Raw genomic sequence first — 23121 nt, 5'->3', positions numbered from 1 at the left:
GGCATTATGTCGCTAGATATTCCTCGTCCAGTCGATCCGTCACTACACCCGCTGGTGACAGGCAACTATCGCATCGCCACACCAGCGATCGAAGCGTTCTATGAACTCGTCGCCCGGTGCCTGCATTACCGGATCATGGGTGCGCTCATCTACGGTCCCTCACGCATCGGGAAGACCCGGGCGATTGAATATGTAAGACTGCTAATGGCGCGCAATTATCGGCGGATGACGAGCTATCACGCACAATGCGAGCATAAGCCACGGCATGCAGAAGGACCGTTTTTTTCGAATCTGCTGGAGGCGGTGGGTGATCCGGATCCCAACGCCGGGTCTAGCCAGTCAAAGCGGATGCGTTTGACGCTCAGGATCCGCCAGGCGGCATCCCGTGCAGGTAGTGGCGTGGTATTGCTATTCTGTGATGAAGCACAGCGCTACAACGACAACGAATATGAATGGTTACGCGATGTACACGATGCGCTAGACCGGCAACAGATCAAGCTGTTCACGTTCCTGGTTGGGCAGCAGGAACTGCTCGCGCAGAAGACTGCGTTGCAGGTCGCGGGCAAAACTCAGATCGTTGCACGTCTGATGGTTGAAGAGTTGTCGTTTTACGGTATTCGCAATGCACACGATGTTGCGACGTGTCTGGACGGCTACGATCAGACCGCCTACCCGGAAGGAAGTGCATGGAGCTTCACGCGCTTCTACGTTCCGCAAGCCTTCGATGGCGGATATCGTTTGGTCAATGATGCCGATACGCTGTGGAATACATTCGAGGCCGCTCATCACAAGGCAAATCTCCCTGGCCAACTGGAGATTCCGATGGAGTCGTTCGCACGTGCAGTCGAGATCGTTCTCAAGGACAGTGAACTGAGAGACGCGCGCGATTACTGTCCGGACCAGATCCTGTGGGAGCACGCAGTGCGCCAGTGTGGTTATATACAGACCCGCCATGCAACCGGCCGCGTCCTTGTCGCAGCGGCGTAGCGTCGCGCCCGTCGCGCCACTGCAGGCCCTGAAATTCCCGATTCTCGCGCTAGACGAAAGCAGGCTGACACCGGCGCTGGGTTATGTGTTCAGGAAGCAGTGGCTCTACCCGCATGAGTCACTGATCTCGATACTATGGAAATTTGAAAGAGCCAATGGCTTGTCCGGCACTGTACTTGCGCGGCTCGTGGGGCCGGACGTTGACCCCTATGAAGGTATTGCGCCTTGTCAGGACGTCATCGATGTTGATCGTCTTCGGCTCACACTCGGCTTGCCGTTAAAAACGCTTCGCGCCTCGCTGATCAGGCAAAGGGAGCAGCGAAGTTGTAAAGGCGTATTTCGCTACTGTCGACGCTGCCTGTCGCGGGGGTATCACAGTGTCGTACACCAGTTCGAAGGAACGGATCAGTGTCCAGCACATCGTTGCGCGCTCGAAGCGATGTGTCAGCGCTGTGGCTGTGAGGCTCCTTATCGCGTGAACGTGCAACTACTAGAGGCACCATACCGGTGTGGAAATTGTCTGATGCCATACACCCGACCTTACTGGTTACCGAATATTGCACGGCCGATGATACCGGAGCATCGCACGGCATTCACGCGTCGTTATTTTGCGCGATGCTGGGGTTAAACGTCAGAACGTGAGCAATCGATCGTCGGCTTCAGTCGTTTTCATCTCGGATTGACACTTCGCGTGTGGACAAGAGGTGTCAACTTTAATTCGCTCGTCTCAATCCATTGATTGTGTGAGATTCCTGCTATCGACCAGATTGACTAGCGTTGGGTTGACGAATTTATTCCGCAAGAGGTGACAAACTTATTTTTTTCTACGATTCGCGCAAAGCAGATTTCGGCGCAGAAGTAGACGCAAGCGCGTGGTCGTCGAGGCAGTTGATTGCGTGGCATCGGAGATCGAAGCGGACCGGCCGCGAGACCGACCCACTCGACGACGCACGCCTTGGCGGTAGCGGACTAGGTGGCCGTTCGGCTGTTGCCGATCTGCCAGACGAAGGGCGGCTCCTTGCCGTTAATTTCCCAGTCGCCGACGATCCGTTCCTTATAAATCAGCGGGTTGTGCGATGCCGCGGTGCGAGCGTTGCGCCAGTGACGGTCTAACAGTTTGTTTTCGCTCGTGCCGGAAGCTCCGAGCGCGTTGAACAGGTCAGTCGTCGCCTGCAGAATCAGACCCGCGGCAGCCACCTGTGCTTTTGCAGATTCGATTTCCGCTGCCACGTTTGCGGCCTGTTCGGCACTGCGGTCGGTGCCGAAGCGCGTTTCGTACGCCCTTTGCGACGGTTCGGCCGCACGTACAGCGGCCGCCTCTGCAGCGTACACGCACGCCGCGATTTGTCCCACCACCTGCTGCACCTGAGCATCTTCGCTGACGCGTGGCGCGTTGCCATGGCTGTAAATGCGTGTACGTTTGCGGACCTCATCCGAAATGTCGCGCAATGCCGCGCGGCCCGTTCCCGCGATCGCAGCGATCAGCACGAGTTGATAGAACGCCGTCTGATATTTGAAGCGCGTGGAGAAGTCGATGATGTTTTCCTCGTCGACAATCGCATTTTCGAATACGGAGGTCCCGCTTCCGGTGGTGCGTTGGCCAAAGCCATCCCAGTCATCGCTTTGCTTGACGCCTGACTGGTGCGTATTCACCGCGGCGATGACGTCGGTGCCGTTGTCGTCGCGCTGCGCGTAGACGTCGATCCAGTCGGCGAAGATGCTTCCTGTGCTGTAGTACTTCGTCCCGTTGACAACCCATTGGCCGCCGTTGCGCGACACGCGTGTGATCACATCGCCTATCTTGACTACGCCGACTTCGGTCCACGCATTGCCGACAATTTCACCCGCAACGAAGCGTTGAAGCCATTTCTCCCTGGCAGCGCCAGGCGCCGCGTTGATCCTATCCTCGACGAAAGCGAAGTGGCCACGCAATGCTTGCGGCAAGCTCGAGTCGGCCTCGGCCAGTTCGATCAGAAGTTGCACGAGCTGAGGTAGCGACGCGCCGGCACCGCCATACTCGACCGGCACTCTGACGGCGCCGAACCCGGCTTCCTTCAGCCAGATGATCTGCTCATAAGGCAGCGCACGTGCGCGCTCGCGTTCGAGCGCACCCTCCGCAATGCGCTTGAAGATCGGCCTGAACTTGGCGGCCAGTAGTTCGTAGTCGGTGCCGGATGAAAGCGGTGATTTTTCCAGTTCGATTTGTGACGTCATGTGCATTCTCTAAAGTCAAGGTGTGGAGCGCGGTGGAGCGATCAGACTCTCTTCGTCGAAAGTAGACAGCACGAGATGTGCCATCGCGCACACCTTCTCTGGGCCTTGACGAATAGGCATGGCAAGGATTTCTTGTTGCTGGGAATGAAGCAGTGTGCTTATGAGGTGCTTCTCTGGGAGCAGTGGAAAGTCTTGCTGGCAATGGGTCGCATACTCTGGGCGAATGGACGTCAACTATTACGGGAGTGAAATCAAGTTTGCCGAATATGGAGTTACGAGTCCGGAACTGGTTGCGAAATGGTTACTTTCTGATCTTGTGCGACGCGTTGGATCCAGAAAGAGAAAATTTAAGCGCTAAGTACGTAGAGAGGACGTGGACATTGGGTAACCTATCAACTCCGATTCGTGTTCAGAAGCTGCAGATGGCGTTACACGCGAAAGCGAAGGCAGAAGCCGGGAACCGCTCTATGCTCTGGACGACGCGATCTATTGTGAGGATGTGCTGGTACATGCGTACGCCCAGTGTCGCTCGAACAGGGGCGCACCGGGTGTCGACCGGCAGGACCTCGCGGAGGCCGAAGCGAACGGTTAATTTTCCGGGAGTCAATCGAGGTCGTCTAAAATAGCCTAGTCGCTTCAAAAGCGGCTATATTTAAGTGTCGAAATTCGAGAGATAATCTTGCCGTCGCCGATGCACGCAGTTTCGATCAGGGCCGACTATATGTCGCCCTTTTTGGTCACCCCCGGAGGCCATCACGGAAACGAACGAGCAAATCGCTGAGAGAACGTTCGGTGGGATAGTGGAGATTGCGCGTGCCACATTACCACTCAACGTGTTCACGGTCGTTGAACCCTTCCTGAGAGGATACTACGAACTCGCGGACATTGACGACCTCCAGCACATCGATCCTGTGGACTTGTACGGCGCCGCCATGGCGCATTGGCGGTTCGCGCAGAGGTTCACGACGGGCGCCTACGTGGTGCGCGTCTACAACCCCGACCCAGAGCGTGACGGCTACCGCTCAGATGGCACGGTCGTCGAAATAGTCGCCGACGACATGCCTTTTCTCCTCGACTCCGTGACGGCGGCAATCAACCAACTTGAACTTGCGCTACGCGCACCGGCACATCCTGTCTTTCGAGTATGGCGCGGCTCTTCGCGCGAGATCGTGCGTATGGACGTCGTGCAAAATCGATCCGGCGACGGTAGGTCCTCGATCGAAGCCTTCATACGTTTCGAGGTTGACCGCTGCGACGAGAAATCGGAACTCGTCAAGTTGCGCCTGTGCATAGTACGCGTCCTGCAAGACGTGCGTGCCGCCGTGGAAGATTGGTTGAAGATCGTCAGTCTGGCGCGCGCATCCGTCGGCAGACTTAGGACTATGAACGAGAGCCGTGATGGCATCGAGGCGCGCGCGTTTCTGGAATGGATGATCGCTGATCATTTCACCTTCCTCGGCTATGGTGACTACGATCTCTTCGGCACCGATGGCGCATTGACGTTGCGCGGCAGACCGGAATCAGGCGCGGGCATCCTGCGCGAGACGCTGCGTCCATCCGGCAAGGACAGCACCTTTGCACTGTCACGGGAAGCAGTTGCGATTTTCGAAGACAAGGCGCCAATCTTCCTGACCAAGTCCACCGAGCGCTCGACGGTGCTTAGGCCGGCATATCTCGATTACGTGAGCGTGAAGCGGCTTGACATGGATGGCGCGGTCATCGGCGAGCGGCGCTTTGTTGGCCTCTATACGTCGACCGCCTACATGGTCCCGCCCTTCGAGATTCCGATCGTGCGCCGCAAGTGCGCTACCATCGTGCAACGCGTGGGTAAATGGGCGTCTGAAGAATGGTTACGCGCATTCTTCGAGCGGCTTCCACGGGAAGAACTGTTTCAGGCAAACACCGCGGCGCTCGTTCGGTTGACTTTGCGCATCCTTCGCCTTGATCGATATCCAAGTACGCGCGCATTCGTAGGTCGCGACCCATTCAACCGTTTCATCTCCTGCCTTGTGTTCGTGCCGCGCGACGCGTTTAACAGTAAACTTCGCCGCCACATTGGCAGAATGCTGATGAAGGCGTTCAATGGCGCCAGTGTCGAGATCAGGCCGTATCTGTCAGACGAGTGGCCGCTTGCCCAACTCTATATTGTGGTGCACGCGGGCGAAGGTGGGATGCCACACAGGAATATGCGCGAAGTGGAGCGGGCTATCGAAAGAACGGTTCAGCGCATAGCAAAAGGAGAGAGGCTCACGAAAGCCGAACCCGAACGGATGCCTGAAGATGGTACCAAGCGACTCCATAAGGAGAATGGAGCAAAGGTCGTGGTCATATCGGAACGGATCGAACCACAGGAACTTCGAGCATTACTCGAAAAACACGATTCGCCATACGCCGACTACATTTGTACGACGGGCCTTGGTGTCGCATTGAAAACAGACCCATGTTCGACATTGGATGATTTCGTTCAGCATCTAGCTTCCATTCCCACGATGGAGATTGAGCTTGCGTGGTCTCTCGAGACAATCGCTGCACCCGACCTATTCCCGAGCGTTGGCGTTGTGGGTGTTTTCGGCAGCGGCGCGATCCGTAGCATAGGCAAGGTCATTCATTCTTCCGCACGCGGAGTACACATCGAAATCAGCGATGGCCTCGAATTGTTAGATCCCGATGCGGACATGGACGAATCGGCCTACAACGGAAATTTAGAGTCGCAAGTAATCATCGTAGGCGTGGAGGTTGGCTAAATGCCAAAAGAACTGAATCCGGCCCTGCGGCATCTTTTTCAGGGCGACGAATTGATTTATTGCAGTACGAACCTGCGCGCGAAAATCGCAGATTTCGATCACAAGGACAACGTGATTTTCATACATGGGTTCACGGCTCACGGGACCTATCTCAAGACACTTAGCAGTTATTTCGGCGAAAACGGTTTCAACTGTTTCGTTTTCAACTACAACTCTTATCGGGGAATTCAAAAGGCGGCGGAAACCTTGCACGCATTAATTGCCGGACTCGATAAGCTATCGCTGGTCGACTTAGGCGCCAGGGGAACCATTGAGCACAGGCGGTTCGATCTGGTCTGTCACAGCATGGGCGGGCTGGTAGCACGCGCATTTACGCATCGACATGGCGCTTGCGTGTATGTAAAGCGGATCGTCACACTCGGCACCCCGCATAGTGGAACGTTAGGAAACAGCTTCATCGTGAGTTGTTTCCTGCGATGGGGGGAATTCGTCACTGAGTCTGTGCCCGGCTTCACCGAAAAGGGCTGTCTGTCTGCACGCCAGCTAACAGGTAATGAGGATCGCCCCGCACTGCTCGATCGCCTGAGCGAAAATAACCCGAATGCGCAATCGATTCCCGTGCTCAGCATCTCCGGTGGCAGGCGGCGGCTGCAGTTCGGAAAGAATCCGCTCTACAACGCGGCAATGAATTTTCGACTCCAGAGACTCCTGAACCCTGGTGACAATGACGGGCTCGTTTCCGAAACGAGCAGTTCGCTGTCGAGCCAATTGTTCGCAGGCTGCTTCTCTAGCCGTCGACACTTTCGCGAGTATCCGGAGTACTTGGAGATCAACCATTCGAACCTTGTCGAAAATTACGACCTGAGTTTAAGGATCATGGGCTGGCTCAGAAACGGGGAAAATGGCTTGTCGCGCTGAGATCGAATGCGAGGGTCCGAGCGCTTGTGAAAGTTTTGATCGTAACGCTTACCCCTTTCATCGAGAGGATCTGCAACGGCCAATCATTTTCCTTCGCCTTAACGTTATCTGCTTGTCGGACCTCCATCCAGAAACGTTCGCCACATTTGGTGTACGCGAGCTTTCGTGTTTTTATTTTACTGACGCTTTTCCAGACGAATTCGAACCTTCGGAGAGTCCGATCAATCGAAAATAAAACCTCTTAGAACATGTTGTTCGACGCCGCGGACGGATGGCCTACCTTGGCTCATACAACCGATAAATGGCGGCTCTCGGCCGATTGTATGCTTTCAGCGCATGCCTCGTAGGGCCGCCGTCGGGAAGGTGCCGCTCGCTCGGGCCAGTGGCCGCGTTGAGCCGGTACAACTCAGCGCGCGCAACCGGCAACTTGCTGTCGCTCACCGATCCAGTGAGGAGGTCATTCCAACCGCCGCTTAATACTGCACGCTGCCATCCGGCACCCGCAAGCGCTGTTACGTCCATACTACTTATGTGGGAACTCGGTTTGGACTTGACCTTGCATCCCTTTTGGTTTGGAGGCGTCGCTAAAAAGGTCCAAAGCGGTTTGGATAGCCCGTCATGATCCCGCTAAACCCTGCGCGGATAAGGCACTGATTTGACTTTCGTCGTTGCAAGTCCACGCGTTGACCCATCTACCTGATGCCAACACTTCGGCGACGGTTTGCAGTTGCAGTGCCCCGTCAACCGAACCGAATCCCAGCGTGTCGTACTCTGCGTAGCAGCCCGGATGAAAGGCGTCAGCATCGATCGCGTCGAGGTAGCTCGTCAGCGCGGATAGTCGGTCGCTTGTCAGGACCGCAGTCGGCATGTCACAGTCGAGCGCACGGATTCTCAAAAGTTGCTCATGGTCGAAAGAAGAAATGAGCACGCGGGTCTCAAGGCTGTGATGCTTGATCTGCGTGGTCACCTTTTTGGCGATACCCGGATACATGCGCGGAATCGTCTTGAGTTCGATGTTGATTAATATTTCGGTCTCGGCAAAGAAGGACAAAGCATCCGCTAGCAAAGGTATTCGCACATTCCCCGATTCGAACCACCTCCATTCCGAATCGGAAACGTGACGACACAGCTCGTCAGGCCGCAACGTCCGAAGATAAGCCTGCCGAACGTCCGCTGGCAGGTTGATTTGATCGACATGCCAACTACCTGCATCAAGCGACTGAAGCTCCGCGAGGCTGTAATCGGACACGAAGTAGCTTGAGCGGTTCGGAAAGCGGCGCTTTACATCACTGCATCGGACGAGCGTGTCATCGTGCATGACGACGGCATGCCCGTCGCGGGAGAGATGAACGTCGAACTCGATCATATCGCTGCCAAGCTCGACGGCCTTCCTGAACGCGTCGATCGTGTTTTCCGGTACGAGCCCTCTCGCCCCACGGCGCGCGATGCGCAGCGGCATGTGCGTTGCCTGCGCTCGCAACCGTTCAAGCCGTTCCGCTGAGCGACCATGAGTAATGACGGTGATACCCCCTTTGTGTTATCGGCAGGCACGATGTCTCGCACGATCGGGCGGCCGGTGGTCCAGCGAGCGTGGGACTAGCCCGTAAAAGATCTGGAGCACATCTCCGGCAGATCAAGGTTTCGGCCTTCCTAATCCCGAACAAATATCATATACGGAATCGATTTGATCCGACCGTCAAACGTGTCGCAAATTCCTGCGACTAGTACACTATCGTCGGTTAGGAATCTGTGCAGCGCGGATAGTTCGCTACAGGTTCTTGCCTCTCGATAGAAGTTTTTCTTAGGCGGTGGCAGGTCTTCTCGGATCAGTTTCACGAGGCAAGCTTCATCGACCTCGGCGCCCGTGACCTGATTCCGTTTGACGTTTTCACCCTTCCCCCGAATTCCTCAATGATGGTATTTCCATGTTTCTTGGGTATAGCGCTTTTATTTCTAGCAGGGCCTCTCCATGCGCATCAATGATATTTTGTGCGTTGTGCCTCTTCACCCGATCCTCGTAATTTAAGCGCTTTCGCCTGTAAACACGGGCTGAACGGGTAGGTTGCAGGCTGCCGTAGTCCTCATTATCACGATATGAACTCGGGTTATCCCTATACTGAGCGGGTTCATCAGCTACCTTCATTTCGCGGAACTGCGCACGCGTCATGTTGCCGATCCGAGACATTTCAGCCGTCTCCGCAAACTGGATTTCGCCACACTGATCAGCTGGTTTCTCGGCTGCAACTGTGCCCGTGTGCAGACTGAGCTCGACCGCTTCTTCGCGGTGCTGCATAGACAGGCCACGAGCTTGCATCGGGGCAATAGACCGGGTCTTGAGTGACTGCACACCTTCCAGGACCGCACCATCATTTATCACGCCGAGGTGCGCCCGGATCAGACGAAGGACGTGAACGTCCCCGAAACGGAGCGTTTGCGCTCCCAGTGTTCCTACGTCAGCCGCTCCCAGAGTCTGGCTCCTCGCCGAGCGCGGCAGCCACTTCTTCAAGGTAAGCCAGTCGGTTAACGAGGCGAACAAATCGTCGATCGTCGTCAATCAGCGCAACGAAGGGGGCACGGCAGCGAAGTAGGGCGCGGGCACGTCTGGCTCTGGAATATTCACTTGGGATTTTTGCTGCCGCTTCGAACGCATCGGACGGAAGGAATGATGTCAGAAAGGCTCGTGTTACCCATCGTGCACGCTCCTCATAGGTCTCGAGCTTCGTCCAGCCTCTGGGTGGAACTGCAGCGGCTCCGACAATCCCCTGCTCGGCGTCGTCCTGGATCGGCCGCTGTATTGCCTTCATAAAATTGTCTGCAAGTTGTTGCGCGCTGTAGGTTTCGATTGCACCAGTGTTTGTGGTGATTCGCTTCACGTCACTCGTTGCCGGGTCGTCGTACTGTAGCGTGTCCGCTTCTGCTTTCACCAATGCGACCTGGAGCCATGGATACCGCATGGCCAACAGCCAGCGCAGTTCCCGAACCGATATCACGGCAACGAAATGCCGGTCTGTCTGGGCAGCGCGTTCGACGAACACGAACACCTTCACGCTACGCATACGTTCCATCATGACCGACGCGAGAAATAGGCGCGAGGTTATCCACTGCTTTCCATCGCCAATGTAGATCACCGCAAAATCCGCAGGCTCTGTCGATTTGAGCTGGTCAATAAGCGTGCTGGATGAGTCAGCCAGAGGCGCTATGCTTGTGCCGGTACGGATATAGTCGAGCAGTGGCGCATAAGTCGGAGCACTCGCGGATGCGAGTTCAACTTCAATCTTGAAGGCCGACAGTTTGTTGACGCGACCACCGATTGCGGAGACAAACTGGGATAGCGGTGTACGGAAAATAACCGCAATTGCCAGTGCGGTCAAGGGCCACGCAAGAGCTCTTGCCAGATCTGCCACGATCATGGATGGCGCGCCGGACGCTTCTGTCGCTGAAGAAGCAGACGCAAAAGCTGGCGCTGACGAGGCCGCCCGCGAAAACGCAATGCTTAAACCAGCCAGGAATACCGGCAGGATAGCGATCAAACGGCGGAACACGTATCTCGTGTTCATTCGACCTTCCCGGCAGATGCATTTATCTTCATACACATAGGGCGCAATTCGACGCGGCGTCGCCCGTCATCGAGCGTGAATCCGACTCCGTCAGCGATCACTGCTCGTCGGGTTGTTTCTCTGACTGTTTCCCGTACAGGACGTGGCGATCAGGAAGTTGAATCGGGCCAAGTCATCGCTCCTGTTCTTCGTCGCGGTGCGATCGCCCCAGCTCCTCATTTCAAATATGATCGAGATGATTTCAGTGCCAACCTCATCAGAGTCGCGAAAGATAACCGAGTCACGCGTTGGCTTGCCTAGGGTGAGCCGCAAGTCAGTTTAGCTCGACTCACATTGGGCTGACATGGCGCAGGGTCGAATGCAGACGGGCGCAGTTGTACCAGAGCCTGCAGCACTGACAAACGACACCCCCATCAGGCTGTTCGAACGAATGATAGGAGTGGGCAGGTGCCCGAGTTCAGACCTTATGTGGGCTTGCGCACATGCATTCGCGCAACAATGATCGCGAACGTGACGTCACGTGAAACTCCCGACACAATCCAGCCGTCTGAAGTGATCGTCAATCCCATCTCGAGATTACGACCGGTTGATGACGGTCGGTTTACGCCATCCGCATGATTTCCGTGAGCGGCGAGCGATCGCGGTCTGTGTCGGGCAGAGTTCGGTCCACGAGCGGTTTATTCATTGCATCCGTCACTTGATCATTCGAGTGGCTGCTGCTTATAGCATTGTATTGAAAAACTCCCCGACCACGGGTTGAGCGATGCTTTCGAGGGTCTCTTACCCCTAGCCGCACCACAACGATGCGACGCCTGCAATGCCACCTCGTTCGCTGCGTTTCTCGCTTACGAGCATTCGAGCGACGCGTTTGACGTTCCCGAGAACGCGTCATCAAATTCCGGAATTCCCCTATTGATGTCGATGATGAACCTCACAAAGAGCAGCGCCGTGTCACTCGTAGCAGCCATCGTATCGCGGCCGCATGCAATTCAGCGTCAGATAGCCTTCAATCAGTCACAGGTACTGCACCCGATCGCGCACAGCCCCAGTTTAGATTCGCCGTTTGGCGACACTAGCCTTATGTTTAGTTATGCAATGCAATGGAGCGTTCTGATTAAAGTGTCGTTTCTCGACCGCATACGATTTGTATCACAGTTAGGATGTCTAATGCGTTACATGAAAAATAGCTGCCACTATGATACGGTGTTCGAACGCATCCCCGGGTCCCGCCCTATACGACTGATTGCGCCTGCGTTAGTGCCCGTGGCCGCGGGACTGTCCATGAAGAGCCCGGGCTCACGGCGGACGCAGGTCTGACGCAGCAAACCTGCACGCCCGCGCGTACCTGCCTATTCCAGCAGGATCGGTCCAAGGAATCGCGCATCCATGCGCAGTGCCGATTGCACTGGCGCAGGGGGAAACATCTGCTGCCAGATCTCATCCCATGACGTGGGCGGGGTGAACGCCAGATCGGTGTTGGGGTGCATGAAGGTGACGACATATGCGAGGTCGCCGCTTCCTGGCCTGGACCTCTGGCGCTGCCCGAATGGAATGAAGGAGCCGGCGCACGGCGGCTTTTTTCCTTTTTCGCACCACTCGTATACGGCAATGAGCGCGCCGCTGTCGGGTGCCAGATCGCCGCGGATCAGGTCGGCCACCGGGCGCACCACGAGGAGCAGGTGAAACGATGTTGGCGCCAGGGGATTGGGGGAGCCCGGCCCAGGCAGGCGCAGCTGGCTTGGCACCCAGGTGCTGCTGTTTCGCTCGAACAGTGTCAGTGCGTTATCCGCGCCAATGCGTAACCGGTAGTTCTCTGGCAGGCCGACGCTCTCGCCCATGGACCCGATGAAATGCAGCCATACAGGCTCGCCATAGTCGCTCACCTGTGGATAGAGGACGGGCAGGAAGCCGGCGCCCGCGTTGATGGCGGCCAGAGGTTGTCCACGGTCCGCGCTCCACGCGGCCGGCAACTCCGAGCCGGGTTGCTGCCAGGCGCTCAGTCTGGCTGTTTCGCGCCACAGCAGGACGTCTGGCGAGCGCTCCTGGAGGAGCGTCTGCGCGCGCCATATCGGGTCGCCCTGACCCTGCCAGCGCCCCTGGTGCCACGTTACCAGGAAACGGTAGGGTCCCGGCGATGTTCTCGCGCCTGCAGGCAGTGCCAGGGTGCACTGCCACGCAGTGCCCGCCGAATTGCGCAGGCTCAGGATCACTTGCGCGGGCGCAGCTGGCAGGCTCGTGCAATCGAGGCAGAAGTCGTACGGGACCCATCCGCCCTGCGACGGTCTCACGCGCAATCCTGTTGCGTGGCCCGGTGGCGCGACCCCTGCGGCTGGCTGCTCGAGGGTTTCCGGGAGCACCATGCGGCGCACACGGGTTTTGGCGAGTATCCATCGGCTCGCCGGTGAGCCTGCCTTGAATCCGGGCGTCACGATCACGGCCGTCTGGGTTTGCAGTCCCCCTGCGACAAGGTCCTGTGACAGTCCGAAAGGTGTCCCCATGGACAGCTTCACGCCTAGGTCATCGTTGTCCTTCAGCGGATGCACGATGGGGTTCACGCCCGCCTGTGAGCGGTTCTGCTGTCGCGCGTCTTCCACCTCAAGCTCAAGTACTTCCCCGATGCCGCCGTAGCGGGCAAGATCGTCTGTACGATAGATCGCTTCGTCAAAGAGCATCAGACAGCCGTTGGTGCCCGCTTTCATGCCGGTGTTGCCCACCTGCTGCAGGGTTGATGTGAGCGCAACGGGCTGCATCAGCACAGGCGGGGGCAGGCGGCCATGGTCGACCCACGAGGAGGCACCGCGCACAGGCTTCATCGTCGCGCGTGGAACGGTTTTGACGAGGCCCGGCAACAGCCACTTGGCGAAGCGTGCCTCGGGTCGGGCGACCACGGCGAGAAGGCGTGCGCCCCGCTCGGCAGGCTGCATTCTGTCCCATAGTGCCTGGGCGGCTGGAAAGGTCCAGGTGCCGCTCGTGCGATCGCGCCTGGCGGTGAGCACCTTGCGCTCGGGCTGCGGACGCGTTGCGCTGTTTGCGGTCGCGAGCAGTCTTTCGGCGAGCAACTCCGGGCCATCCATGTCGGCTGGGAACTGCACGGGCAGACCGCTCCATTCGGGAACGTGACTGGTGAGTGAGACGGCGGCGATCTGGTCGAGGTTCACATCGGCTTCGTTGCGCACGCATAGCGTCGTTGTGTCCAGTCGGTCGACGAGGATTGGCAGCGTCAGGGTGAGGGGTGCCGAAGCCGAGACCTGATCCAAGTCAGGGACCACCTCGAAGAGGAACTCGTGCGGACTGAACCAGCGGTAGTGGGGGTCTACCCCCGCCAGGGGGTATTCTGAGATGAGCGCGGGGGTGAAGCGGCTGATACCGGGCGAGCTGAACCAGTGCTCCTCGATCAGTGCGAAAACCCGTACGGCCGCAAACTCACCGGGCGCCACGCTCACGCGTGCGGCCCCGGCGTCCACGCCGGAGTGCGTTGCGCCTTCGACCACAAGCGAGGCAGTGTGCGCATGCGGGGCGAGCGGCATCACGAACACGCTGGGATCCGGTCTGTCATTGAAGGTCACGCTGATGCCGTAGCCGCATACGGCGGGGTGCGCGAACGTCTGCAGATCAGGCTGGTTCTGCTGCGTGATGCGCGTGTCCTGCAACGCCATGGCCTGCTCATGCATGTGCGTGAGCGTGAGCAGATCGATCGCATCAAGCGAGGGCGTCAACCCGTCACGAATCCCAGCTTTGCGACGCACGAGATCACCCGCTATCCAGCGTTCATAAAACTGGACGCTTGCGCGCGGGACATCGAGTCTGAGCGTGAGGTTTGTTGCGCGCGGCGTGTACCACCTGTGGGCGTTGGGTCCCTGCAGCATATGGACGGTGCGGTTTGCCTGCGTGAGCGCTTCGCCGTCCTGCAGGGTCGCAAGCGCGCGGGACTGCGCCCCAAGCTCCGTCATGTCCTGCAGCGTGAAAGGTGCCTGGGGGAGCACGGTAACTTCAACCCGGTTAGGCTTGACACGCGACAGGTAGGGCGTGGAGGCGGGTGGCTGCAGGTCGTCAAGCAGCGCCTCGGCCTGGGGGAACACGGGTGGGTAGGATCTGTCCAGACCGCCTGTCTGGGGAACAGGGGCACCCACATTGTTCATCGGCACGAACGCCGCACGATAGACCAGGCCAAAGCCCAGCGCAGGTACTTCCCATGCGGACGACCACACGGGCCTGATGGACACTGGCGTGCCCATGTCGGGTGCACCTGAGCCCGACCACGGTCGCCCCTCATACCCGTGGTCCAGGCCCGGCCGGCCGTCGCTCATGTTCACGGGAATCGCGCCCTGTGCGATCACGCCGCGTGTGCGCGTGCGTGAGCGGGGCGCGCCCCAGGCGAGCTCGTGCTGGGTTACCCAGGCGGATGCGCCCCATGTCAGTTTTCCGCTTGCGTCTGACACGCCTGTACCCACACACAGTGCGATGCCCTGTATTTCGCGCTCGTTGCCGGGATGCGAGCCCGGGTTGACGTACAACCGGGGCGGGTGATCGACACCGGGCTGGGCGCGCGCGTTCGCAGTGGCGCGCGCCAGTTCATCGAGCGCCTGCTGCAGGGCCGCTGTCCACCCTGGTTCGATCGCACTCCATACCTTCGACAGACGCTGCTTCGCGCCATTTTCGATAGTCTGCTGCGCGTCATTTTTCAGCGGCACCGGGTCAAACCCGAGTGCGTCCCAGGCGCCCAGCCCCATGCGCCTGAACCAGTCAGCACGCTGCGTCGCAGTAAGCGCCTCGGTGATGTCCGCGACTTCCGTTTCTGACGCCCCGAGGTGGACGACCAGCGTTGCGACAAGCCAGTGGCGCCAGAGCGTCCACTGCCATTGACTGACACGCCCGGCCACGTCATGCCAGCCATTGAACGGCACGCCGCGATTCCTGTCGAGCTGGCCGAAGTATGCGTAATCATCGGCAAGCCCGGCTGCCTTCAGGCGGTCACAGAATTGCGCAACGACGCGCGGCACGACGCTCGCGTCGAGCCGCGCATCGAAGAGCGCCTGCTGCCAGATTTTTCCCTGCGTGTTGGGGGCACTGGCGAGGTGTGTCCGTAACGGCTCGCTGAGCTCGGCGACGTGCCGGGGAACGATACCGGGTAGCTGCCTTTCGTCCTGCTCAAGCGCTTCAAAGCCCAGGCCCCACAGCGTCGCGAGTGATTCAGCCAGGTCCTCGATCGTGGGGCAGCCTGGCTGCTGCGGCTCGACGCGGGCGAGCCCCAGCCCGAAAAGCGATATGGGGTTCAGATGCGCTATGGCGAGCGACTCCAGTTTCTGGACGGGCACACTGTCGAGCTCGATTGCAGCAGGCAGGATCTGACTGGCGACATCCGCAGGATCGTTGACGGAGGCGGTGTTGGTGACGAACTGGACGTCGGTCGATCCATTGTGCGTTGACGCGAGTCTCGCCCACACGATCCCGGCCTTCTCGCCGCGCACGTCCAGAACGCGCGCGGTGACGGTGGGCGAGAGCGTCATGGCGTTTTCCAGTTGCGCTGAGGGCAGCAGCAGGATCGTGTCCGTATCGGCCAGCCCGTCCACATGAAGCATCCAGTTCATGCCGAGCACCTGCCTGGTGAGTACGGCGACCTGGTGTGTGAGCGCACAGGCAAGATGCGCCATGCTTTGTCCATATCCGTCCTTCGCGTTGTGCGCGATGGCGATGGTTTCCTGAGTTGTCGAGAAGGGCTTGCTGCAGTCGCGGGTCGCCGTCGTGAAATCATCGTCGACGGCGTCGCGCAGACCCGTGAGCTCAGCGGGTGGGAGCGGGATGCACGCCATGACCTGCACATGGTCGAGTTCTTCCCATGTCCCCGGGGTCGTTCGCCGAAAGGCGCGCCAGGGGCTGGCGTCGAATGTCCACTTCCATGGGCGAAACAGGCCAGGTGCCATCTGTTCGGGCTCACCATGCGAACTCGTGTCCCAGGTCGCAGTACTGCTGTCGTTCGTGGGCGCACCGGGATTGTAGGTTGCATCCTCCGGATTGCCCCAGGGCAGGAGCAGGTTGACGCTGAAGGCCCGTCCGAGGGCGGGATCATCCCACGTAGCACAGCGCGAGACGTGCAGTGACCAGCCGAACGCTTTCGATGCTGCCATGGCCCAATCCTCCCCGTGCTAGAAATCGTGCTCGACCTGTCTGCGGATGCGGGCTGTGTAGCACCAGCAGATTTTCACCCTGACGTCGAGCGTGCCGCGCCCTTTCATCTGCCCGCCCGAGTGCTCGACCTCGAGCAGCAGGCGCACTGACGCGTCGAGATAGCCCAGGATGCGGGCGCCACCCTCGAGCCGCAGGCCCGCATGCAGCTGGCCGCCCGTTGCATCGACCTCGACCTCCAGAAAAAGGTGGATGCTAAAGCCGCCTTGGGCAATACCGCCCAGGTTGAAAGCGCGCATGGCGCCGACAGCCAGGGCAGCCGAGACGTGGGGCACGAGCTGCCCCTTCACCTGCTCGGCCCTGGCCTCAAGCCACATGCCGCCGCCTAGGTAACCGATCTGCACGAACACGGGCGACGCCTTTGAGCCGACCGATACTTTTGCAAACAGCGAGAATCCATCCGGGGTTGCGCGCATGCCAAAGCCCGACGCGATCTCGAAAGGCGCGATTTCCACGGCACCCAGGGGGGGCAGCGCGACGGGCATCGTGGCCGATGCGCTCACGCCAACGGGGCGGCCCGTGTTGGGGTCGCACTCCAGCGTGACGTCATCGGGCACGGCATTTTGCAACCGGCGCGCAAAGTCTGCGATGAACTTGAGCACCTCGTGGTATTCGATGCGCTCGGCAGAGCAGTCGAAGCTGAAGCTGCCATTGGCACCCATGGAAAGGGTGGTCTGGCGGAACACGGCCAGCTTCTCGCCGGCGAACACCAGCATCCAGTCTGCCGTGAGCGATCCTGTCTGGGTGCTCACGGGTGCGAACCCGGGCCTAACCGTCACCTGTGCGCGCGCCTGCATGTGAACATCGCGCGCCCGCAGCTCGAAGCCGAACTTTTCAAAGAGGCTGTTTTCGCCGCTTTGCGCCATGTTCACTTCTGCGGCGACCCAGGCTGTGCGCGTGGCCTTGTCCAGCCCGTGTGCGATGCGCACACCGTCGGGCGCATGGGGGAAATCAAACTGGAACAGGCGCATGTCGAACCCGGACAGGCCATCCATGATCTGTCCGATACGCGCCTTGATGGCCTGGATCTGGGCCATGTCGGCCATCATGTGGCTGGCGATCGACGATGTGGGCAGGGCAAGCCCCAGTTCCTTCAGATAGCCTTCGGCGTCGTGCAGGCGGGCCACCAGCCCGGATGTGCCAATCGCCGTCCTGATGTCGTCAAGGAAGACGTATTCGGCCTGCTCGATGTTGAAGGTCATGGATGGCAAGGCCGGCAGGCCGCCCACACATTTCATGAGCTTCATGCTCGTGCCGGCGATGTCCTTCACCTCGGTGACATCTGCCCCGATTTCGGCGAGCAGCTTCTGCGCCTCACTGTCAAGCCAGCGCGAGCGCAGCGCCAGCGCCTGGTCCTGTGCGCTGTCGCGCGTTTTTGTGATGACGTCCTCCAGCTGCTGCTGGAGGTTCGCACATCCGGCTGTTGCCGCGTCAATGATCGCGGTGATGTCCGTGTCGAGCTGTTTGATGACGTGCTCGATATTATTGGCGATCCGGGTTGAGGCGTTCCCGACCGACAGCTGGAGTGCCGTGATCTCATTCTGGATACCCGTCATGATGTCAAAGACGGCTGCGGCGAGCGCGGCAAGTGCATTGCCGGTTATGCCCTGCAGCTCACGCCAGGCGCTGTGCGCGGCCGACTCCAGCGTTTCACCGACGGGCCACAGCAACTGTTCCAGCTCGCCCAGCGTGGATGCGAGCGCCTGTTTAACCTGCGCTGCACTCACGCCCGCCTGGCCTGCAGCGTACTGCTCTGCCGTCGTCACCGCCTGCTCGGCGAGCGTCTTTGACTGCGCCACATGCGCACTGACGGTAGCGGCCACGTGGCCGACATCCGTATTGAATGCCCTGAGTGCCGTGTGGCACGCGTCCAGCTTCGTCGCGAGCGCGCCGCTGGCGGTCTTGCATGCGCTAACGATCGCTGTTGCGCTAACGATCGCTTGTGGATCGGACAACTGTGCCATCGCCATCGCCATCGCCAGTGCGGCGTTCGCCATGTCAGCCACGGCGGCCAGCGCGCTGCCCGCGTCCCGGTAGTTTTTGTCCGTAAGGGGCGCGAGCGCGATGTGGATGGCGTCCAGCTGTGACCTCGCATTGGCGAGCAGCGTCTGTGCACCGGGGGCTCCAGGCGCGCGCAGGTAGGCGGCGAGGGTGGCGTCAAAGCCCGGGAGGGCAGCAAGCACGTTGACTGCCGCCGTGTTCAGGGCTTCGCCCGCCTCTTCAAAGCGCGTGATGGCGGCTGCGTTGTCGTGAAGGCGTGCGAGCAGCGTGAAGGCCTCGGCCATCACGGCGGTAATACGTTGCAAACAGCCGTCGCGATCGGCGTCAATGGCGGCATCGGTCATGTCCCGGATGCGCGCAAAACGCTCAAGCAGGCCAGGTACGAGTTCGACCAGGATCTGCGGGTCAACGAGCAGCTGTTGCCGGATGTCGGCCTGCCAGCGCGGGTTTGCCTGCGTGCCCTGCTTCTGCACCAGCGCCGTCAGATCTTCCCTGAGTGCTGCCTGCCACGATTTGCAGAGGCCTGATAGACAGTTTTCCCGCTCCCGGTGAAGCTGGCGCTGGATCTGCGCGCAATCGAGTCTTGAAATGCCCGCCAGCACGGCGTTCACACGCGAGACGAATGCCTTGAATTCCGCGTCCACCCGCGCAAGCCGTGCCGATGCCGTCGCCATGCGCTCCAGCTGCGCGGCGCGATCGGTACTGGCTACCGGCGCCTGGGGCTCCTGTGCGCTTGCACGTCCGAGGTGGATCACGCGCAGTGGTGCGAGCAGCACGTCATCGCCGCGCCCGTGCAGCAGGTTCGTGGGTCCGTCGGGCTCGACCTCGAGGGCAAAGCGCGGCTCCGCGAAACCGACCGCTGGCGCCAGGTAAGTTGCGCTTTGCAGCGCAGAGCCGTCGCGCCCTTGATCTGGCCGCACGGCGAGTCCGACGCGCCCGAGCCGCGAGACATCAAGACCCGGCAGCGACGGCCATCTGTCCGGATCCGGATCCGTGTCGGGGGCGGTGCGTGAATAGAAATACACGTTCTGGGGTTTGGCAATGCGCTGCCGTGAGCGTTCGGTACTGCCGTTGTGCGCCAGAATGGCGATGGACGGTTTCGGATACGATTGCGCATCGGCATCGGGGTCCCACAGAGGAATCTCGTAACCGGTTTCGTTGCCGGGTGGCCCTGTGCGCCTGCGCCACGCTCCGTTGACATAGATGCGTTCAGAGGCGAAATGGCCCGCGTCCACGGGGACGGTCGCGGTATGCGGGGCATTGCTCTCTTCTGCGAAGCGGCGCGTTTTTTCGATCGGCTCGACAAATTCCTCTGTCTTGCGCAGGATCGGCCAGCCATCGAAACCGGCGCTCTGTTCGTTTTCGAACTGAATCGAGCGCTCGGTTGTGCGCTCATAGACGACCACGTGGCGCGCCCTGTTCCACATGAGGCCTGCGCGTCCGAGCCGGCGGCGTTCAAGGCGCATGAGCTGGCCAAACTCGAAGGTCGCCGTGAACTCGGTCAGGCCGGAATCGAACGCGACGGAGAGTGAACCCGACGCGCCCAGCGCGGAGAAGCTCAGCCGCTCGATGGTGCCCATAGTGCTGGAGGGTTTCTGGAGGATGTTGCGCAGCTCGCCCGGGTCCTCGATGCTGTACAGCAGGCCTGCGGCCAGCGAGCCCGCCGCGCGGGTGCCCCATTGCCCGTGCGCGTCAAGAAAGCTTGCCACCAGAGTCTTCTCACGCGCGGTGAGATCCTCCCCGTACGCGAAGGGGTTGAGCATGGCTGGTGCGCCAAGCGTCGTGTCCCGCAGTACAAACGTCAGGCCCCGATCAAGGCGCAATCCGCGGTCCGCCCGCCCGGGATCGTAAAGTCTCAGGACGGCCAGACGCGAATGGAAGTTCGCGCGCGCAATGGCCGCACGCAGGCGAAGCGCATCGTAGCGGCTCGCCACATCTGCAATGCGGGCATCGGGCACGGCATCCACCAGATCCTCGACGAGTACCCGGCGCAGCAGCACGCGCCATTCTTCCAGGTTTGGGGCGCCCTGTGCGGGCGCGGGCGCGGCCGGCAGAGCGGGCGCAGGCGAGCCGAGAAATGTGCCAAGCTCGGCGAGATTGAGATCGGGCAGATCCTTCTCGTCGCGCTTGAAGGTGATCTGCAGCGGATAGACGGGTTCCGTGATGAAGGAGACCACGGCCGAGTCCGCGACGGTCTCCAGCAGGTTGGCGGGCAGCGTCGTGTAGCGGCGGCGCTTCACGGGCCGCAGCGTGATCGATGTGGGCGGCGAGAACACGTAGCGCACGGGGCGGACGGGGTCGATGTAGCTCACCAAGCGCAGGCTGCCATCTGCGTTTGCGGCCGTGTCGGTCCAGAACCGGCAGCCGCGCTCCATTTCTTCACCGACGGCCTGGGGCGGCAGACGCAACGTCTGCGTCTGCGAGGGCACGCGCCACTGCGCGCCATCCGGGTCGTCGCTGCGCCAGGTGAACGCATCCTGCGATTCGAACACGACCTTCGTGAGCTCGGCCACCATGAAAGGTCGCATCTGGATGAGCCGGGCCCCGCCCGCTGCGTTCTCAACGGGTGTGCCTGTCACCTTGAGGGCTGCGACCAGGCTCTGGCCGCTCGCCCCTTTTACGTGCAGCTCGAGCATGGCCTGCTGCATCAGTTCTGTTGTACCGTCAATGATGGGCGCCGACGGGCGCTGAAGCCGGTCAATGAGGGTGTGTCCGCCATCCAGAATCACCATTGTATCGTTATCCTGAACGTCAGCTGTACCCGAGAGGCTGACCGAACAGGGAAGGTGCAGCAATACGTCGGGGTACACATCGCACGTGGATGAGCGCCACACGCCGCTCATGCTCAGGCGCGCGTGCGCCTTGTGCCAGCGAGAGGGGTCCAGGCGGAACGCCAGGCCGCCGATAACGAAACTGAGTGTCGGTGGGGGCGATTTCGGATTGCCGCACAGGTGCAGCTCCATCAGGGGGCGCGGGGGGCTGGGCTGCATGAAGGAAACGAGATCGCGGATGGCCGCTCCCGCCGCGGGCCTGAAATCTGTGACGTCACGCCCCAGGCTCAGGTGATGTTGTTCCTCTTGCGGGTCCAGATCGAACTCAAGCACGAGGGCCGGTTCGCGAAGGTTATCGCTCTCCCCGTCGAGTGCGGGCGATGCATACGGTGGCAGGCCTGTGGCCTGCCACGGCCATCGAAGCGTGAGCTTGTCGAGCGAGCCGGGCTGGCCCTGGGCGGCTGGAAAGGCGCCGAGCACGTCGAGCCCCGATGGGCCTGCCTGGACAAACATCGCGGGCGTGCCGGGTGATTTCGCCTGAATCAGCGGAACGAACCACCAGGGGGTGCCGGCGCGCACCTGGCGCGCCCCGAAGAGCCCGGCAAGCGCGGCCCGGTTCCACGCCTGGAGGGCGTCCTGTGCAATCAGGCCGCGCCCGGGCGCCGCGCCCGGATTGCTTGGGCTGGCCCGCTGCACGCGCGGCCAGTTGTCGATGAGCCCGTACCACCGTGCGGTGTGCGCAGAGGCGACGGGCAGTTTTCTCCAGAATACGCCGGACCCCGTGTAGGCCGTCATGCCACTGTCGTTGGCAACTTCCAGCTTTCGCAGATACGCGAGATAGATGGGCGCGCGCTGGCTGACGCCTGACCTGAGTGACAGGTACGGGTAGATCATCCACGCAGGCTCGAACTCGTCCCGGCCAGGACCCGGCAAGGTTGCGAGGCCCACGCCGAGCATGAGGTTCTTGCCACTGTATTGCTCGGTCGGGTGCGCGAGCGCCGCGAGGACGCGCTGACATGCGTCCTGGGGTACGGGGAGGTTGCTGCCCCAGCGCGCCTGAACGTCTGCCTTCACGTCCAGATCAACGGTTATCCAGCGATGCGATGGTGATGGGCCGCGTACCTTGAGTGTGAGCGCTGACGCGGTGAGCTCGAACGTCACCTCGCACAGGGTGCGGTCACCGGGTAGCAGCGATTGCGGGTCGCATTGCACGACGGTGACTGCGCTGTGCCGCTGGATAGTGGCGACTCCCGTGCGCAGCAGTATTCGTGTGTGCGCATTCAGACCGATCCACACCTGCCCGGGCGCTGTGACCGGGCTGCCGGGTTTGCCCACATCGATCTGTTGACGCTTGTCCCAGCTCGTTCCATACCATAGATCCATGTCTGTCTCCCGGTCTTTGACAGGGCGGTGCGAAGGTGGACCTGGAGCGGGTCATCTTCGCGTGGCCCCCGGAAAAGCTGATCGCGACTGTCTGGCCGGACATCTCCTGGGGGGAGCACGTCGCGTAATGCATGGTCTGCACCTGGCGCTAGGAAGGCGCCACTCATCCGGGCGCGGGGGCTGGCCAGGCTGTATGGCCAACGTGGTGTGGCTGCACAGGGTGTTGTGCGCGCAAGTCCGGTGGGTGCCGGCGAGCGTGTGCGCGGGGCATGCGTGCACGCACCGTCCGGTGGGATCGTCGGGACCCGGGCGGGCATGAGACGGGGTAGACACGGTGTGCGGGGGCTGGCGTGTACACGGGTG

The 23121-nt window shown here is 60.4% G+C and carries 10 protein-coding genes; 4 read left to right on the top strand and 6 right to left on the bottom strand.

Annotation, left to right across the window (positions count from 1 at the left end; translation table 11 throughout):
- Positions 1-6: 6 nt before the first annotated feature.
- Together G3O01_RS07995 and G3O01_RS07990 are read left to right on the top strand one after the other, a co-directional pair.
- Positions 7-987 (top strand): ATP-binding protein, encoded by a 981-nt coding sequence (locus tag G3O01_RS07995; protein ID WP_205803972.1) that lies wholly within the window; start codon positions 7-9, stop codon positions 985-987.
- A complete protein-coding gene (locus tag G3O01_RS07990; protein ID WP_205803971.1) occupies positions 953-1615 on the top strand; it encodes a TniQ family protein in 663 nt (220 codons plus the stop codon). Before G3O01_RS07995 ends, G3O01_RS07990 begins: the two co-directional genes overlap by 35 nt.
- Before the next feature lie 341 nt (positions 1616-1956).
- Here G3O01_RS07990 and G3O01_RS07985 read toward each other — a convergent pair whose 3' ends face one another.
- Complete coding sequence (locus tag G3O01_RS07985) at positions 1957-3201, bottom strand: acyl-CoA dehydrogenase family protein (RefSeq protein WP_205803970.1); 1245 nt, start codon at positions 3199-3201, stop codon at positions 1957-1959.
- 800 nt (positions 3202-4001) lie between these two features.
- On the opposite strand from G3O01_RS07985, the gene G3O01_RS07980 reads away from it, so the two are divergent.
- Together G3O01_RS07980 and G3O01_RS07975 are read left to right on the top strand one after the other, a co-directional pair.
- Positions 4002-5945, top strand: coding sequence for an NAD-glutamate dehydrogenase domain-containing protein (locus G3O01_RS07980; protein ID WP_205803969.1), 1944 nt, complete (start codon positions 4002-4004; stop codon positions 5943-5945).
- Positions 5946-6863: an alpha/beta fold hydrolase gene (locus G3O01_RS07975; RefSeq protein ID WP_205803968.1), complete on the top strand. Its 918-nt coding sequence runs from the start codon at positions 5946-5948 to the stop codon at positions 6861-6863.
- A gap of 616 nt (positions 6864-7479) precedes the next feature.
- Here G3O01_RS07975 and G3O01_RS07970 read toward each other — a convergent pair.
- From G3O01_RS07970 to G3O01_RS07950, 5 genes are all read right to left on the bottom strand, one after another.
- On the bottom strand, positions 7480-8322 hold the full coding sequence (locus G3O01_RS07970) for a glycerophosphodiester phosphodiesterase family protein (RefSeq protein ID WP_205803967.1): 843 nt from the start codon (positions 8320-8322) through the stop codon (positions 7480-7482).
- 429 nt (positions 8323-8751) lie between these two features.
- Positions 8752-9156, bottom strand: a complete 405-nt coding sequence (locus G3O01_RS07965) for a hypothetical protein (RefSeq protein WP_205803966.1) — start codon at positions 9154-9156, stop codon at positions 8752-8754.
- A 160-nt stretch (positions 9157-9316) separates the two neighbouring features.
- Positions 9317-10420 carry a hypothetical protein gene (locus G3O01_RS07960; RefSeq protein WP_205803965.1) on the bottom strand — a complete coding sequence of 368 codons (1104 nt, stop codon included), beginning with the start codon at positions 10418-10420 and terminating at the stop codon, positions 9317-9319.
- A 1349-nt stretch (positions 10421-11769) separates the two neighbouring features.
- Positions 11770-16545 carry a hypothetical protein gene (locus tag G3O01_RS07955; RefSeq protein ID WP_205803964.1) on the bottom strand — a complete coding sequence of 1592 codons (4776 nt, stop codon included), beginning with the start codon at positions 16543-16545 and terminating at the stop codon, positions 11770-11772.
- Between the two features lie 18 nt (positions 16546-16563).
- Positions 16564-22758, bottom strand: coding sequence for a type II toxin-antitoxin system VapC family toxin (locus G3O01_RS07950; protein ID WP_205803963.1), 6195 nt, complete (start codon positions 22756-22758; stop codon positions 16564-16566).
- Positions 22759-23121: the final 363 nt, after the last annotated feature.

This window comes from Burkholderia sp. Ac-20365 (assembly GCF_017104715.1).
Classification (GTDB): domain Bacteria; phylum Pseudomonadota; class Gammaproteobacteria; order Burkholderiales; family Burkholderiaceae; genus Paraburkholderia.
The sequence above is the reverse complement of the archived record's forward strand: the minus strand, read 5'-3'. Positions and strand labels throughout refer to the sequence as shown.

Excerpts from the sequence above, each read along its gene's own strand:
- G3O01_RS07990 (WP_205803971.1), top strand. The coding sequence starts at position 953 with ATGCAACCGGCCGCGTCCTTGTCGCAGCGGCGTAGCGTCGCGCCCGTC.
- G3O01_RS07960 (WP_205803965.1), bottom strand. The coding sequence starts at position 10,420 with ATGAACACGAGATACGTGTTCCGCCGTTTGATCGCTATCCTGCCGGTA.
- G3O01_RS07950 (WP_205803963.1), bottom strand. The coding sequence starts at position 22,758 with ATGGATCTATGGTATGGAACGAGCTGGGACAAGCGTCAACAGATCGAT.
- G3O01_RS07955 (WP_205803964.1), bottom strand. The coding sequence starts at position 16,545 with ATGGCAGCATCGAAAGCGTTCGGCTGGTCACTGCACGTCTCGCGCTGT.
- G3O01_RS07975 (WP_205803968.1), top strand. The coding sequence starts at position 5,946 with ATGCCAAAAGAACTGAATCCGGCCCTGCGGCATCTTTTTCAGGGCGAC.
- G3O01_RS07995 (WP_205803972.1), top strand. The coding sequence starts at position 7 with ATGTCGCTAGATATTCCTCGTCCAGTCGATCCGTCACTACACCCGCTG.
- G3O01_RS07970 (WP_205803967.1), bottom strand. The coding sequence starts at position 8,322 with ATGCCGCTGCGCATCGCGCGCCGTGGGGCGAGAGGGCTCGTACCGGAA.
- G3O01_RS07985 (WP_205803970.1), bottom strand. The coding sequence starts at position 3,201 with ATGACGTCACAAATCGAACTGGAAAAATCACCGCTTTCATCCGGCACC.
- G3O01_RS07965 (WP_205803966.1), bottom strand. The coding sequence starts at position 9,156 with ATGCAGCACCGCGAAGAAGCGGTCGAGCTCAGTCTGCACACGGGCACA.